The 16324-nt window shown below is 43.6% G+C and carries 16 protein-coding genes; 1 reads left to right on the forward strand and 15 read right to left on the reverse strand.

The window, feature by feature from the left end:
• Positions 1-168 precede the first annotated feature (168 nt).
• The 13 genes from F6X55_RS15270 to rpsU form a co-directional block, all read right to left on the reverse strand.
• Complete coding sequence (locus F6X55_RS15270; protein WP_081704499.1) at positions 169-318, reverse strand: YqzL family protein; 150 nt, start codon at positions 316-318, stop codon at positions 169-171.
• 290 nt (positions 319-608) lie between these two features.
• Positions 609-1514, reverse strand: coding sequence for a GTPase Era (era, locus tag F6X55_RS15275; protein ID WP_026569916.1), 906 nt, complete (start codon positions 1512-1514; stop codon positions 609-611).
• 340 nt (positions 1515-1854) lie between these two features.
• Positions 1855-2232, reverse strand: a complete 378-nt coding sequence (locus F6X55_RS15280; protein ID WP_153464605.1) for a diacylglycerol kinase family protein — start codon at positions 2230-2232, stop codon at positions 1855-1857.
• Positions 2207-2674, reverse strand: coding sequence for an rRNA maturation RNase YbeY (gene ybeY, locus F6X55_RS15285; protein WP_026569914.1), 468 nt, complete (start codon positions 2672-2674; stop codon positions 2207-2209). Before ybeY ends, F6X55_RS15280 begins: the two co-directional genes overlap by 26 nt.
• A complete protein-coding gene (locus F6X55_RS15290; RefSeq protein WP_153464607.1) occupies positions 2674-4821 on the reverse strand; it encodes an HD family phosphohydrolase in 2148 nt (715 codons plus the stop codon). Before F6X55_RS15290 ends, ybeY begins: the two co-directional genes overlap by 1 nt.
• 81 nt (positions 4822-4902) lie before the next feature.
• Positions 4903-5859, reverse strand: coding sequence for a PhoH family protein (locus F6X55_RS15295; protein ID WP_026569912.1), 957 nt, complete (start codon positions 5857-5859; stop codon positions 4903-4905).
• Positions 5860-5861: 2 nt separating this feature from the next.
• Positions 5862-7091, reverse strand: a complete 1230-nt coding sequence (gene yqfD, locus F6X55_RS15300; RefSeq protein WP_153464609.1) for a sporulation protein YqfD — start codon at positions 7089-7091, stop codon at positions 5862-5864.
• 27 nt (positions 7092-7118) lie between these two features.
• A complete protein-coding gene (gene yqfC / locus F6X55_RS15305) occupies positions 7119-7400 on the reverse strand; it encodes a sporulation protein YqfC (RefSeq protein WP_026569910.1) in 282 nt (93 codons plus the stop codon).
• 952 nt (positions 7401-8352) lie between these two features.
• On the reverse strand, positions 8353-8871 hold the full coding sequence (locus F6X55_RS15310; RefSeq protein WP_026569909.1) for a hypothetical protein: 519 nt from the start codon (positions 8869-8871) through the stop codon (positions 8353-8355).
• Positions 8872-8901: 30 nt separating this feature from the next.
• Complete coding sequence (gene floA / locus F6X55_RS15315; protein ID WP_026569908.1) at positions 8902-9891, reverse strand: flotillin-like protein FloA; 990 nt, start codon at positions 9889-9891, stop codon at positions 8902-8904.
• The gene (locus F6X55_RS15320; protein WP_237648698.1) at positions 9891-11204 is read right to left on the reverse strand and encodes an NfeD family protein; all 1314 of its coding nucleotides are present in this window, start codon (positions 11202-11204) and stop codon (positions 9891-9893) included. The genes floA and F6X55_RS15320 overlap by 1 nt, the downstream gene beginning before the upstream one ends.
• A 290-nt stretch (positions 11205-11494) precedes the next feature.
• Complete coding sequence (locus F6X55_RS15325; protein WP_026569906.1) at positions 11495-11941, reverse strand: GatB/YqeY domain-containing protein; 447 nt, start codon at positions 11939-11941, stop codon at positions 11495-11497.
• 21 nt (positions 11942-11962) lie between these two features.
• Entirely contained in the window at positions 11963-12136 is a 174-nt protein-coding gene (gene rpsU, locus F6X55_RS15330; protein ID WP_067837072.1) for a 30S ribosomal protein S21, read from the reverse strand.
• Between the two features lie 930 nt (positions 12137-13066).
• Here rpsU and F6X55_RS15335 point away from each other — a divergent pair.
• The gene (locus F6X55_RS15335) at positions 13067-13999 is read left to right on the forward strand and encodes a Na/Pi symporter (RefSeq protein ID WP_153464611.1); all 933 of its coding nucleotides are present in this window, start codon (positions 13067-13069) and stop codon (positions 13997-13999) included.
• Positions 14000-14151: 152 nt separating this feature from the next.
• On the opposite strand, the gene deoC is transcribed toward F6X55_RS15335, so the two are convergent.
• Together deoC and mtaB are read right to left on the reverse strand one after the other, a co-directional pair.
• The gene (gene deoC / locus F6X55_RS15340) at positions 14152-14823 is read right to left on the reverse strand and encodes a deoxyribose-phosphate aldolase (RefSeq protein WP_237648692.1); all 672 of its coding nucleotides are present in this window, start codon (positions 14821-14823) and stop codon (positions 14152-14154) included.
• A gap of 143 nt (positions 14824-14966) precedes the next feature.
• The gene (gene mtaB, locus F6X55_RS15345) at positions 14967-16322 is read right to left on the reverse strand and encodes a tRNA (N(6)-L-threonylcarbamoyladenosine(37)-C(2))-methylthiotransferase MtaB (protein ID WP_026569901.1); all 1356 of its coding nucleotides are present in this window, start codon (positions 16320-16322) and stop codon (positions 14967-14969) included.
• Positions 16323-16324: the final 2 nt, after the last annotated feature.

The following is a 16324-nucleotide window of genomic DNA, read 5'->3' on the forward strand; positions in this document are numbered from 1 at the left end:
CTTCTTTGGTGAGATGAAGTGGTCGGGAAACCAACTTTATCCTACCATGAAGTGAGGTTTTTTTATTACCACGCTGTAAGCTCTCCGGAACCCCTGGCATTGCCAGGGGTTTTCTAATTCATTAAAAGAAGACGCCGCCTAGTTTCCATTTGGCGGCGCGGCAGTCGCTTATAAGTTTCGATCAAATTCTTGCAAATGTTCTTTATAGTTTGCATTAGCAGATGATTCTTCATCGTAGTAAGATTCCATTTCTTTCATCAGTAAATAGGTTTCAATGTTTCCTGTTTGACTGAATATTTTCCAGGGAAAGTCGAGCACAAGAAACCCCACCTTTCTATAAACTGTTATACATATTAGAAATCATACTTTTTATAGGAAGTTCAAAATATCCGGTGAAAATGACTCTGCGTATTTCTTCGTTCGTTGCGCTTCTCGGTTCCTCATATATGCCTTTATACGCTCCGGACCCTCTATAACTCCCATGACAGCTGACAGGCAGCTGCTTCCCCCACACCTCTAGGATGGCCTTCTCTTTTGGTTACATGAGTAAAAATATTTACCATGTATGAACAGAAAGGAACTTCTTCACCGGCGGATTTTGTCAGAATTCAATATTCGTCACTGCTAAATCCATACTCCGTCAACTGACTTTGTCTGTTGCGCCAATCCTTCTGTACTTTGACCCATAGTTCTAAGTATATCTTCGTTCCCAAGAGTGCTTCTATATCCTGTCTGGCTCGTTTTCCGATTTCTTTGAGCATCGAACCCTGTTTGCCGATAATGATACCCTTTTGTGATTTTCTCTCTGTTACAACCGTAGCTTGTATAAAAACACTTCCGCCTTTTTCCCTGACTTCTATATTGTCAATGACAACTGCAATGGAATGGGGAATTTCTTCTCTGGTCAATTGTAAAGCTTTTTCCCTTATCAATTCACTGATAATGAAACGCTCTGGGTGGTCAGTGATTTGATCTTCCGGATAATACTGTGGTCCTTCCGGTAAATGATCCTTCAAAACATGAAGCAAATGGGCGACATTGTTTCCTTCCAACGCTGAAATCGGAATGATTTCCTCGAAGTCATATTTGTCTTTATACTCATCGATTAGCGGAAGCAGATCATCAGGATGTACCTGATCAATTTTATTGATGATCAAAAAAACAGGGTTGGTTACATTCTGCAAGCGATCCAGAATAAACTGGTCACCCCTCCCATAACCTTCTTCCGCATTAATCATGAACATTACCGCGTCTACTTCGTTAAGCGTATTTTCTGCGACTTTCACCATGAAGTCACCAAGCTTATGCTTTGGTTTGTGGATTCCGGGAGTGTCGATAAAAACCATCTGGGCATCTTCTTCTGTTAAAACCCCTTGGATTTTGTTGCGGGTGGTTTGTGGTTTGTCACTCATTATTGCAATTTTTTGTCCGATCACTCGATTCATGAACGTCGATTTTCCAACGTTCGGCCTTCCGATTATTGATATGAATCCTGATTTGTATGCTGCATCCATGTTGTATCCTCCATCGTTTATGCCTTTTTATGTTTTATAGCTTTTTCATCCTGTGGTTTTCTTCTATTTTACTATAAAAATTTACCCCTTTCATGGATTCGACAAAACCTCTCTAAAAAAGTTGTAATACAAAAGCAACATAAAAGAAAACCGAAAAATCTACATGTTTTTGTTTTCCTTCGTTTAGTTTATACCAACTCTATCCTAATATCATTATAAAATGGCCTCCATGCTTCCAATCCACAAGGGTTATATATTCTGTTCAAAAGCTGTTCTATTCTTTCAGTAATGCCTTAAAAGAAAAACCCGGCCACCTGATAATAGGGGCCGGGTTTGGCTGTCAAAACAACTGTGCAATTTTCGGAAGGAAAATTATCGCTCCCACTACTGTAGCTGCAGCAGCCATGGCCAGAACGGAGCCAGCAGCAATGTCTTTAACAGCTCCCGCTTTCGCGTGGAATTCCGGTGCTAAATAATCAAGCAGCCGTTCAACCGCTGTATTGATCATCTCCATTGCAATCACCATACCGATTACCACAACAAGGAGGAGCCATTCGATCGCTGTGATCCGGAAAATAGCGCCCATAACGGATACAACAATGGCCGCAAACACCTGGATACGCAGGTTCCGTTCCTTCCAAGCGTTTTTCCATCCACGCAAAGCAAACGTGAAACCGACAGTCCGCTTCCGTTTACTTCCTTTCAAGTCCGAACGCATTTAAAATTTCCTCTTGTCGCTGGAACATTTTCCGCTCGTCTTCTTTTTGTATGTGATCATAGCCGAGAAGGTGTAAAAAACCGTGCAAGGCCAAAAAACCGAACTCCCGTTGAAGGGAATGTCCATACTCTTCTGCCTGTTCAGCGGCCTTATCGACAGATATGACGATGTCACCAAGAATTAACGGGATATCTTCACCGATTACTTTCAATTCTCCTTCACCCTCTTCCTGCATTGCGAAAGAAATCACATCTGTCGGTTTGTCCTGCTGTCGATAATTACGATTGATGATTTGAATTTCCTCATTATCGACAAAATTAACAGAAACCTCCGATTCATCCGTGATTCCTTCTTTTTCTGCAGCAAAAGTCAAAAGCCGCTGAATCAAATCGGTCGTATCTTCTTCAACTTTGTTTGTTTGATCATGAAAATCGATATGCATTAATTTGCCTCCTTCACTTCTTGATCTGTCGGGTACTGTATCCTGGAATGGAAGATACCATTAAGCGTTTCACAAACCGCTTTACGGATTTTCTCCAACTCTTTGAATGTTAACGGTGCATCACTCAACTGTCCATCCATCAGCTTATTGTGAATGATCGAGGTGACTATTTCTTCAATTTTTTCGTTCGTCGGCTCCTTCAATGAACGCACAGCCGCTTCAATCGAATCGCATATACAGACAATCGCCGCTTCCTTTGTTTGCGGGAGAGGACCAGGATAACGATATTCCGACTCTTTCACTTGTTTGTTCTGCTCTTTTGCCTTATGGTAAAAAAATTGCAGAAGACTCTTTCCATGATGCTGTTCTGCGATATCAACAATTTCCTTGGGGAGTTTGTGTTTCCTTAGGAGTCGAGCCCCAGCGTATGGATGGTTGATAATAATTTCAGCGCTTTGCTTTGGCTGCAGCATGTCATGAGGATTGGTGATGCCCATTTGATTCTCAATAAAATAATGCGGTTGTTCCGTTTTTCCTAAATCATGATAATAAGCAGCCACTCTTGCAAGGAGCCCGTTGGCTCCTGCTGCTTCGCAGGCAGTTTCACTTAGATTCGCTACCATGACACTGTGATGGTAAGTCCCCGGTGCCTCGATCAATATCTTACGTAATAGTGGATGATTCGGATTGGATAGGGTGAGCAGTTTTGTATCAGACAATATTCCCAGTCCGGTTTCAAAAAATGGCAACAGTCCGATTGTTAAAACGGATGAAAGAAAAGCGGCGACTACGCCATATCCACTGAAAGTCAACATATCCGCGATAGCATATTTTTCGAAAGAAAGAAATAAAAATAATAGTACGGTAAGTATGTGTACCAGTGTTATTCCTATTCCTGCCTTCAGAATTGCGATACGATCTTTCAGACTGGCCAGGAACACGATTCCGGCCAATTGAGAAAATAGCATGTAGATGCCCGCTTCCATGTTGAGCGATCCTGGTATCTCTCCATTGAAAATGAGACTTGCAAGGATACTGTATAGAATCGCCATCGCCATCGCCAAGCGTTCATCAAGCAAAATTTTCAACAACATCGCACCTGTCGCTGCAGGAACGAGAAAGAACAATTGATTGACAGAATCCGTGAAGACACTAGCCACTTTCATCAAAGATACCATCAACACACTGATTAGAATAATGGAAGCAATCTTCCTGACATCCAATTCCCGTTTTTTAGAATGGATATGCATTTCATAAGTGATGATACCCCCGATTAAAAAAATCAGTAAAATAAGTCCGATCAACGGATAGACATTACGATCATCGTTCAAGAGACCGACCAATTTCAATTGTTCATAAATCTCATTGGTGATCGTCTGTCCTTCGGTTACAATGATTTCACCGGCCCGGATCATCACTGGTTCCACATTATTGGATGCATGTTTTTGTGCTTCGACCGTCTTTTCCGCATCATAAAACGAATTTTCCACCACAGCAAACTCACTGAGTATGTAAAGGACTTCCTTTAAGTCATCGTTTAAGCTGGAATACTGGAGCTTTTCATTTACATTTTTCACAGCATTTTCTACAGTTTCCGTTGTCACGCCGTCATTCATTACCTCGTAAATGGACGTTGTGAGCAACTCTTTCGCCAGGGATCGTTTTTCTGAATTTGCATGGATCAACACAGTCAATTCTTCCCGGTCGAGCGCTTCGCTCAATTCCGGAGAAATAATCTGTTGAAGCTTCTGCACTTTATCCTTATCGGTGACGGCAGGTTCGCCCTCTTCTTCGCTGGATTTCGATGCCTTTTCTTCCTCTTCGAGCTTATCGATCGCTTCAAACAACTCATTGATATAACCTGCACGTTCCTGCGTGATTTCTGACGATATCTCATACCTGTCCTCTACTGCCTGAATCGCTTCTCTTCTTTCACGCTCTGTTTCTTTTTTGTTTTCGATCGACAATGGAGAGCGGATGGTTTCTTTCGCTTCGTTAAACCTTTCGATATTGTATGTTTCCGTATAAACATTAGAAAGCGTGATGAAAAAGAAAAAAATGCATAAAAGCAAAACTGCCAAACTGATTTTCAGCCATTTGTTTTTATAAACCGGTAATTGTTTAAAACGTTTCCAGTAATGCTTCATTCCCTCACCTCATTTTTGAAAAAGAGCGGTCTATACAGAAATAAGACCCTGGAAAATGGGTCTTAATCCTGTAGTCAATGCTTACTCTTCCTCATAAGCATCGATAATTTTCTGAACCAGTGGATGACGAACTACATCAGACTGTTTTAAATACATAAAAGCGATGCCTTTGATTGATGCCAACCGGGCTTCGACAGCTTTCAGGCCGGATGTGACACCCATAGGAAGATCGACTTGAGTAATATCGCCGGTGATTACCATTTTCGAGCCAAAACCAAGTCTGGTTAGGAACATTTTCATTTGAGCAGGGGTTGTGTTTTGCGCTTCATCCAGAATGACGAATGCGTCATCAAGCGTCCTGCCCCTCATATAGGCGAGCGGTGCGATTTCAATGGTGCCTCTCTCAATCAGCCGAAGGGTGTGCTCGTTACCGAGAACATCGTGCAAGGCATCATAAAGAGGGCGTAAATAAGGATCGACTTTTTCTTTTAGATCGCCAGGCAAGAAACCAAGACTTTCGCCGGCTTCGACTGCCGGCCTTGTCAAAATGATTTTTTTGACAAGGCCTTTTTTTAGAGCTGTCACTGCCATGACAACCGCCAAATAAGTCTTTCCAGTTCCAGCAGGACCAATGCCGAAGACAAGATCGTTGGATTTTATCGCATTGACATAATTACGTTGCCCCAACGTTTTGACCCTGATGGATTTTCCTTTGGCATTTTTGGTAATTTCATCTTCAAACAATGTTTCAAATTGATCTATTTTACCTTTTTTGGCGAGATCGACAGCATATACCACATCGCGTTCTGTGACAGTCAGCCCTTTGCGGACAATATGAAGTAATGCAAGCAATATTTCCTCTATAAGCTGGGTATCTTCCGGTGTGCCGGAAACGCTGACCTGTTCTCCTCGCGTGACAATCGATACATTCAAATGTTGTTCGATTTGTTTTAGGTGTCTATCTTCGGTTCCAAACAATGTGAGTGCTTCGTTTGGATTTTCCAGTTGTAAATCGATCGTTTTTAAATCTTCAGGCATAATCAATCTCCTTGAGATATTGGTTGAATTTTTGTTATATCTTCCTTAGCTTTAAAATAAAGGGTTAACTTAACTTTACCACTCTCTATTCGTTCGTGCAAAACTTTTTGAAAAGCTATTTCTGCATCCTTTCCAAGCTCACTCCGAAGCTGCTTTGTCGCTTGTTTCACGGCTTCTTCTCTGGCTTTTTCCCTGCTTCGTTTTTCATTATAAGATGCCTGTTCATTCCATTTCTCTTCCACGATGGATATCGGCAGCGTCCAATGCAAAAAGTACAATGGTTTACTTGTGGTTTCTTTATATACATGTTCATAATCGACCTTTTTGAAACCCCAAACCGGAATTCTCAGTTTCCCGATTTGAAGATGGAATTTCGTTTCATTTTCCCCGGTAAGGGTTTGATAATTCGCCTTCATCGGTACAGTTGTTTCCACCTCGTACCACGTCTCTGCAATTACTTCCCCTTCGGCTGCCACGTTGTTCTTTGGCTTAGCGTTTTTTTCTTTGTCGTCATCTTGTTCTTCCTCTGTTTTCTCCTCGTTCAGGTTGCCGGAAACCAATACTTGCCCAGGTGTGACAAGGTCATTCACTTTGACCAAAGGAAGCCCCTTAGCCACAAACATATCAACAATGACACCTTTCTTTGCAGCAACCAGATTCCTGGGGCCAGGCTGCTCAGGTTCTTCGACAATCGTTTTCTCGACAGCTTCCAGTTGATAGGTTGTCCCCTTTTCCGTCACACCCACCCATAGCAATTCAGGCAAATCATCCAGCAAACGTTGTTGAATGTCACTTGGTGTACCGATGGTAAACTTTATGGCACCGCGGTGAATACCATACTCGTCCAATTTTTCGATAATCTTCGCTTCTATTTCTGGCGGGACATTTTCGACTTCTATGTCCCAGACGACGTTCGAAAGAAACATGACGAACAAGATACTCAAAAATAATCCTGCCATGAATGGTTTTTTACGCAAAACGCGCTGTATCAAAAAAGGAAAACCTTTCCGTGACAGAAAAGACAGCTTGTAAACCGTTTGCCTGCGCAATCTTTTTATCGCGGAAATATCACGTAATCTTACATATCCGACACATCGCGTTTCATTTATTTTTATCACATTCCAAACAGTTATTCCTTCCCTTGCGCACAGATCGAAAAACAGCTCCGGGTGGTGTCCGGTCACTTCTATCTTTACAGATCCTGTAAAAAATATGTCTTGTGTGTGCTTCATCTCTGCCCCCCTCCGCCGGCTATCCGGTCACGCCTCGATGAATGCCAGCTCCTTGATTTTACCCTCAAGCAGGATTTCCTCCGGCAGCATCATCTTCAGCACAAATTTTTCTCCAGTTATCCGGAGGTATCCGTCTTTCATACGTAAACGGAGCTCAGATTCTGAAAACAGAATGAGTCCTTTATGATTTTCGATATAAGCATGGATTTGACCGATAGTCGTAATTCTCGGAAGTTCGAGGATAACATCGGAAGGAAGTTCAAGATGCTGCGTGAGCATTTTCTCGATGCGCTGTTTCCATTTGTTCACCCAGGATGCCCCCTCTCACATCATATGTATGAATGAAACCAGGAGATAAGAACAGCAAAATATCCAAGGCTAAACCATGTATGATGGGTTATAAAGGGGAGGGCCGGCCAAATGATAATTAACAACACACTAGATATTTTACGAAAGAACGCGGTTTAAAAACAAAAGGGCTTTCGTCTGATTGAAAAAGTGGATTGGATAAAAACATGACTATCAAAGCTAAAACTTAATCAGATTCTACATGCTAATCAAATGCTCCTAAGACAAACTTCTTTTATCCTGTTTTTTTATCGGTGCTGTATCGCTACGGCAACCACGGGCAGAGCTTCACCTTCCTCTGAAAGCACCAATCACTTTCTTGCAGGATTTTCAGGCCGTGCTTCTACATGCGAAAGAAAAGATGAATAGAACCGGATTCGGTGTTAGGTTTCTAAACAATGACAAAGACGTAAGGGAGGAGTCGTTATTCTTCCGAAATTGGAGGGGGTGAACTAACAGCAAGGTAAAAGGCTTCCATGCGGCTTAGTTATTTCTCGTAACGGCAATAGACAAGACGGAAAATTACGCAGAAGAAAGAATATCTCCAACCAACCGAGGCAAGGTAACTCCAGCAGGATGAGCGCGAGCTGAAGATCCATTTGGCAAAGGGCATTTCTTTGCCGAATTAGCTGAAGGCGTGTCTGCGGAAAGCGAAGTATCTTGAGGCTGCAGGATTCATTTCATGTGAAGCCTGTTAAGTTGCTCGCACTCCAAAAGGAGTTACTCTGTCACAGGGCTCCAACCTTAGGATTTCTCCACCAGTCGCCTGTCAGCTACTGAGCGTCTTGATCCTTACACAGGCTGGGCTTTCACCAGTAAGCAATTAATAGCGTGCTGGGCACGAGTAATCAAAAAACCGAACGAATCGTTCGGTTTTTATTTTGGTCACTATGCTTTTGTCCCAGTCCCTTTTTCACTTCGTGTGCCGTCTTTTTTGGTAAGGCCGATGAGCCCGAGGCTGACCGAGCACTTCTGCCATCACAAAACTTTCTGCAATCCCTTTTTTGGATAGATTCCGGCGGATGGAAAGCTTCTTATTCGAACGGCCGTCTTTTTTGGCGGTTCGATTGCTGACTCCTTTATCCAACTGTCTCGGTCGTTCCACCTCCTGGATAGAGTCCATGTGATAAGAAAAAACGTCCACATCTGCATACTGTGTTTCTGCCAGCTTCGCCTTCTTTTTCTCGTAATACGTTTGTGCACTCGACGGCCCTACTGCAGTGGAAGGATTTGTTTGTGTTTCAGCCTCAACATTCACAGTTGTTTGTGCAGGCTCTTTAGTGCTTGTTTGTTGGCGTGAAGGAGAAGGATTTGGCCGGGAAGGCCGGGTAGGTTTCCCGCCCTTCTGTTCCTCCTCCTCATTTTTAAACATGCCAAACAGCCATCCGACCACGGCAAGAAGCGGGATGATTAAGCCTATTAAATCCTCCATTGATCATCCTCCTCTTTCACTCGGCCTCTATTATTGGTCCTCGTCATTTTCTTCTTGAGAAAGCTTGCCAATCGTATCACGCATATCTGTATCAGCATTGATGTTCTTATAATTCATATAGTCCATCACGCCCATATTGCCTGATCGAAGCGCCTCGGCGAGCGCGAGCGGTACATCTGCTTCTGCCTCGACGACTTTTGCGCGCATTTCCTGTACCCTTGCCAGCATTTCCTGCTCTTGGGCCACAGCCATTGCACGACGTTCTTCCGCTTTAGCCTGGGCAATGTTTTTGTCTGCTTCTGCCTGATCAGTGGAAAGAGTAGCCCCGATGTTTTTACCGATATCGATATCAGCGATATCAATCGATAGAATTTCAAAAGCTGTTCCTGCGTCCAACCCTTTGGATAGGACATTATGGGAGATGGAATCCGGATTTTCCAATACTTTCGTATGGCTGTCCGAGCTACCAATCGTACTTACAATCCCTTCACCAACACGTGCGATCACTGTATCTTCACCAGCACCACCGACAAGCCGGTCGATATTTGCCCGGACAGTGATCCTGGCTTTTGCTTTCACTTCAATCCCATCCATAGCAATACCTGCAATAAACGGTGTTTCTATTACTTTCGGGTTAACACTCATTTGGACAGCTTCCAGCACATCACGGCCAGCCAAGTCAATTGCAGCAGCCCGTTCGAATGTCAATTCAATATTAGCCCGTTGTGCGGCAATCAACGCATTGACCACCCGATCGACATTACCTCCTGCCAGATAGTGACTCTCCAATTGATTCGTGTTTACTCCAAGTCCAGCTTTGTGCGCTTTGATCAGCGGGTTGATCACTCTGGAAGGGACGACCCTTCTCAGTCGCATTCCGACAAGGGTGAATATGCTGACCCGGACACCAGCGGCCAAAGCGCTGATCCAGAGCATGACGGGAATGAAAGTGAATAAAACAGCAACTGCTATAACAATTAATCCGATTACTATGATCGGTAATAAACTTTGAATGTCCATTATACTTCCTCCTGTGTATGTTGATTGTTTATTTTTCTTACCACAATTCTTGAACCTTCCGTTTTGACGATCTTGATAGGAGTATCCTTCTCGACAAAAGCTCCTTCTGTCACGACATCAAGCCGCTCCTCCCCGAAGACCGCCGTTCCTGACGGCCTAAGCATGGTGACCGCTCTGCCTTCCAAACCGATTAAATCCAACCTGCTCACCGAAGACACATATCCCTGTTCGGTAGTGGTGGCATCCTTTAATATGATGTTTTTAAAGAAACCTTTTTCCAGACCGATTGTTTTGAACAGAATAACAGAAACAACGATCGATGACAGTAGGGCGATTGCTATGCTCAAGGCCATATGGCCCATATCCGCTGAAGACATGAACAGAGCAGCGACTACTGCACCTATCCCGAGAATCCCGAGTATTCCTCCGGGCACAAAAATTTCTGCAATAATCATAATGATTCCTAATACGAGCAAAATGACTGCTTCATATCCTGCAAGGCCTGCCACAATATGTCCGTAGAAAAATAATACAAGGGACAACAGCCCAATGGAACCTGGAATGCCGAATCCCGGAGAATATAACTCTACGATCAAGCCAATGCTTGCAAGAGACAACAGTATCGGCACCACCACGGGATTGGTCAAAAATCTGGCAATTTCCTCTGCAAGCGTAGTATCGGTTTCGATAATTTCAGCATTTTGCAAATCCAGCTCAGCTAGAAGTTCTGTACGGTGGTTAACGATTGCTTCAGCATAACCTACCTCTACAGCCGTGGTCGGCTCTAAGGTTAAAAAATCTCCTTCCGGCGCCCCGTACTCCGGTAAATCAATCGAAGGATTCGCCATCGCTTCTGCATACAATGGATCTCTATCCTTAGAAGCAGCGGCACTCTTCATAGCCGAAATCCAGGCTGACTGTGCCTTTTTATCAGCAGCCGTTCCATCTGAGTTTATGACACCGCTCGCTCCCATTGTTGCATGCGGCTTCATGTAGATATTGTCGGTGTTCAATGCTATGTACGATCCCGCTGACAATGCTTCATTTGTAATAAACGCTGTCGTCTGTATTTCTAAATCCTGTAACATTTCAGCTATCTGCCCTGCTGCATCCACTCGGCCGCCAGGTGTATCTATTTCAAAAATGATATGGTCGGCATTTTCTTCTGCAGCTTCCTGTGTGGTCCTTCTCAGAAAAGCCTCCAGCCCCCGCTCCACTTCATTTTCAACCGGTATAACGTACACCAGCTTCCCGTCTCCGTCAGCTGCGTCAATCGGTGTTGGAGTGACGAAAGAACCGATCAACCCCGTTATCACGCCCAAGAACACGACCAAGACAACGGCTATTCTTCTGCCCACCTGCTATCGCCCCCTTTCTATCGACACGCTATGTATACGGTCCACTACCTATGAAAGTTTCAAATCTTTTCTTCAGTTTAACATATATTTTCAGCCGTTAGTATTCACCCAACGCCACAAATTCATAAGAATAAGCTCCCGAATGAAGAAGAGTTCCCGTCATTTTCCTATAAAAAAAGAGAAGCAGCTTCGCCTTGACCGGCGAAAACCACTTCTCCCTTTTAGCGCTCACTTGTTTAAACTAATTAAGACAAATGCTTTTGGACAAGACGATTCACTTGTGAACCATCAGCCTGCCCTTTTACTTTAGGCATGATGGCACTCATCACTGTCCCCATATCTTTTTTGGAAGTCGCGCCGACTTCCTGGATCGTTTCTTGAACAATTTGTTCAAGTTCTTCTTCTGTAAGCTGTTTCGGCATATATGCTTGTAAAACTTTTATTTCATCTTCAAGTTTTTCCGCAAGATCATCGCGTCCAGCTTCTTTGAATTCTTGGAGGGAATCTTTTCGCTGTTTTAACTCTCTGGATAAAACAGTTAGTTCTTCTTCTTCAGATAATTCGTCTTTACCAAGTTTGATCGCTTCATTCTGTAAAGAAGCTTTCACCATGCGGATGACACTCAAGGCTTGTTTATCCTTGTTTTTCATCGCCTGCTTCATATCCTGGTTCAGACGTTCAACTAATGACATATCTCTTCTACACCCTCTTTGTTACTTACGCTTTCTAGCAGCCTCAGATTTTTTCTTGCGGCGCACACTAGGTTTTTCATAAAATTCACGCTTGCGGTATTCAGACAATGTACCACTTTTAGATACACTGCGTTTGAAGCGACGAAGAGCATCTTCAAGAGACTCGTTTTTACGAACGCGAGTTGTGTTTGACATGCTATTTTCCCTCCCTCCGAAGCATACAACAGGTTTCTGGGACATATGTATCCTTCCATATGTCTCCCGACAATTATAATATATTGCTATTTCCCGGTCAACTTATTTCACAAGCAATTACTAATAAATTCTATTTTTCTTACCTTGCGGCCATTCTTTTGTTTATTTAACATGCTCCTCAAACACTCCGAAACTCGTTGTATGCCGTAGTTGATATAAACTGCGAACTAACTATAACGGAAAATTCCATTGCCTATTCAAAAAGGGTGTTACCCACCGCTTCGGTAGCATACTTCGCTTTCCGCGGGCACGGCTTCAGCTAACTTGGTAAAGAAAACCGCTTTACCAAGTGGATCTTCAGCTCGTGCTGTTCCCGCAGGAGTCTGCGTATGCTCCCTGCGCTAAGGAGCAGGCTGATTAACGGAAGCGTAGACTTTTTCCTTGAGAACCAACAAGCCATCTTAAAAACGTTTGTCAGGAAATGTGTACTTCTTTTCATAAAAGACAGTTGTAATTCCCGCCTTTTCTCCTGTTCTTGGACTTTCTGCTTGTTTTCCTGGCAATGTCTTTTGATGATACGGTGCATGGAGTACTTATGAATAAAAAAATTTCGAGGTGTTTCTAAATAGAAATGCTGTTCCTAGCGAAGAAAATACCCGGAGACTCCCGCGGGAGGAAAGGCCTCGGTGAGATTCCGCAGAGCGTCAGCTCGAGGAAGCTCACCAGCCGCCCGCGGAAAGCGCAGGGTATTTTCGCAGCGTCGAATTCCAACTCAACAAAAGTAAGAAGTCAGAAAAACGCATCCAAACTATGTCGTAGTTTATATTTTTTATGCAAGAATAACCATCTTTTGTTATACAGCCTTGAAAAGAAAGTTTTTAACAGACATGTTTCCACCGCCTGCCCATATAATGTAACGAGGTGAGTGGTTTGGCTGATTTGCTTTCTTTATCCGCGGTATTTTTAATGCTGTTTTTTCTCGGTTTCCAAGTTTTGCGGACAGGCTTGCACCATGTCGCCTTCCATAAAGTAGAACCATTGCTTGCAGGCATGACGAAAAATCATTATTACGGTATTCTGACAGGTCTGCTTGCAACTGCCGTATTGCAGAGCAGCTCCTTGATCATGGTACTGACGATCAGTTTTGTCAGCGTAGGGTTGATGACCTTCAAACAGTCCTTGGGCGTCATACTCGGTGCAAACATCGGAACGACCGCAACAGGTGAATTGCTGACATTCAGTCACTATATTCCCGAATGGGCTTTTGTAGTCATAGGTGCCATCCTGCTGTTCTCCAATATAAAATTACTTTTTGGGGCGGGTACCATCCTGTTCGGCATCGGATCCATCTTTGTCGCATTGGATGGATTCGAATCATTGGCTCCCCTGATTGTGGAACTTCCGATATTGAAAGATGCCATTATGTTTACTCAGTTGAATCCAGAGGCAGGGGTGATCATCGGAATGGTGTTCAGTGGTGCCATCCAATCTTCAAGTGCCACCACTGGTATTACGATGAGTTTTTTAAACGAGGGACTAATAAGCATGGCAGCTTCCATTGCAATCGTACTAGGGGCAAATATCGGTACTTGCCTGACAGCAGTCCTTGCAGCACTGGGCACAGGTAAACAAGCTATCTTAACTGCGATGGCCCATGTCTGGTTCAACTTGTTCAGCGTCCTGCTATTTCTTCCATTCCTTACCGGACTTACTGGATTTGCAGAGTCATTGTCCAGTTATCCCATCAAGCAACTAGCTCATATTGCCGTCTTATTCAATGTCGCTTCCGTACTTTTATTCCTGCCGTTTATCGGACTATTCGAGAGGTTCATCATCCGGTTCCACGGCGAACAGGAAATATGAAAAACACACTGCATGACATTTCCTTCTAAACAGGAACCATTGTTGCAGTGTGTTTTTCCATAAATTATTAAAATTTCAGGGGTGAAAGGAAACGAAGGTTACCTCGCCTGGACAGTCTGCCCGTTCCGGTACACTCTTTTCCTCTACCTCGATTAATAATCAGAGTCGGCTGTGCCTCCGGAGACAATTTGTACACCCGCACTCGCACCGATACGAGTTGCTCCTGCTTCAATCATCGCATCCGTTGTTTCCCTGTCCCTGACACCTCCCGATGCTTTTACTCCCATTTCTTGTCCGACAGTTTTTCTCATCAAAGCTATATCTTCCACCGTTGCACCGCCCCCAGAGAAACCTGTCGACGTTTTTACGAAGTCAGCGCCGGCTTTTTTAGCCAGTTGACAAGCCGTAACCTTTTCCGCTTCATCCAGCAGAGAAGTTTCAATGATTACTTTAGTCAGTGCCAGATTGCGAGCTGCATGAACAACAGCTGCAATATCCTTTTCCACTACATCGGAATCACCAGATTTCAATGCTCCCACATTGATAACCATGTCTACTTCCGTAGCTCCATTTTTGATGGCTTGCTCCGTTTCAAACACCTTTGTTTCCGTCGTTGTTGCCCCTAAAGGAAAACCGATCACGGTGCAGACTTTTACGTCTGTGTCCTTTAATTGTTGATAACAGTAAGAAACCCAATAAGGATTAACACACACGGAAGCAAAATGGTTATCTTTTGCCTCTTGAATGATTTGGTCAATTTTTGAAACTGGTGTATCCGGCTTCAGTTGTGTATGATCAATCATACCCGCTAGATTTTTATCCAATTTTACCCATCCTTTCTCGTTGTACGAACTTCTTATCAATGATAGCACTTCCGAATGGAAAAAACCAAGCATTGTTCAGCAATTACCTAAAACAAAGAGAATCTTGGTCCAGCACATTAAAAAACCCGGCAAGGCCGGATTTTTTAAGAGATTTCTGCTTTTTGGTTGATTTTCGGTTCATCCATCACACGGACGAACTGCCCTTCATTATATGGATATCCTGCTTTTGTAATTTTCACACGGACAATTTTGCCAATCATGTCATCGGAGGCTTCAAATTTCACCTTCAGGTAGTTATCCGTATAACCGACAAATATATTGTCTCCTGCCTCTTCGTCAAAACGCTCTTCAGGTATCACTTCCAGTACCTCGCCTTCATACTGGGAAGCATATTCTTTTGCCTGTTGGTCCGAAAGCTCGATCAGCCGGCGGACACGTTCATTCTTCACATCATCTTCAACTTGATCAGTCATACGTGCCGCTGGTGTCCCAGTGCGTTTGGAGAACGGGAATACATGTAGTTCTGAATAGCCGATTTCCCGGATAAAATCGTACGTTTCCTGAAACTCTTCCTCTGTTTCTCCAGGAAAACCGACAATTACATCAGACGTAATCGCCAAACCAGGCAATGCTCGCTTGATTTTTTCGATTTTTCCACGGTAAAAGTCAGCAGAATATTTTCTTCTCATTCGCTCTAAAACGGTGTCGGAACCTGACTGCAACGGAATGTGGAGGTGGCGGACTATTTTATCCGACTGGTCGAGCACTTCGATCACCTCGTCAGTGATTTGACTCGCTTCAATAGAGGAAATCCGGATACGTTTTAACCCATCCACTTTTGTTTCCAATTCACGCAGTAATTGGGCAAAGTTGTAATCCTTCATATCCTCTCCGTATCCCGCTGTATGAATTCCAGTCAGAACAATTTCTTTATATCCGGCATCTACAAGCTGCTGAGCTTGTTTTAATACATTTTCAGGTTCTCTGGAGCGCAATAGCCCACGCGACCAGGGGATGATACAAAACGTACAGAAATTATTGCATCCTTCCTGGATTTTCAAGGATGCCCGTGTCCGGTCTGTAAACACAGGTACGTCCATTTCTTCGAAGACCCGGTTTTTCATGATATTTGAAACTCCGTTTATTGGCTGACGATCCCGCTTATGCTGCTCGATATACTCGATCATCTTTTCCCGATGCTGGGTTCCGACAACAACATCCACGCCGGGAATCTCCATGATTTCACCCGGTGAGGTTTGAGCATAACAGCCGGTAACACAAACAACTGCTTCCGGGTTTTTCCGGATGGCACGGCGAATCACTTGCCGGCTTTTTTTATCGCCTGTATTGGTTACGGTACATGTATTGATTACATATACATCGGACTGGTGGTCGAAATCCACCCGTTCATAACCTTCCTCTTTGAATTTTCTCCAAATTCCTTCTGTCTCATAATGGTTCACTTTACAACCCAATGTATGAAAAGCCACTGTCGGCATTT

This window comes from Sediminibacillus terrae (assembly GCF_009602435.1).
GTDB lineage: Bacteria > Bacillota > Bacilli > Bacillales > Amphibacillaceae > Sediminibacillus > Sediminibacillus terrae.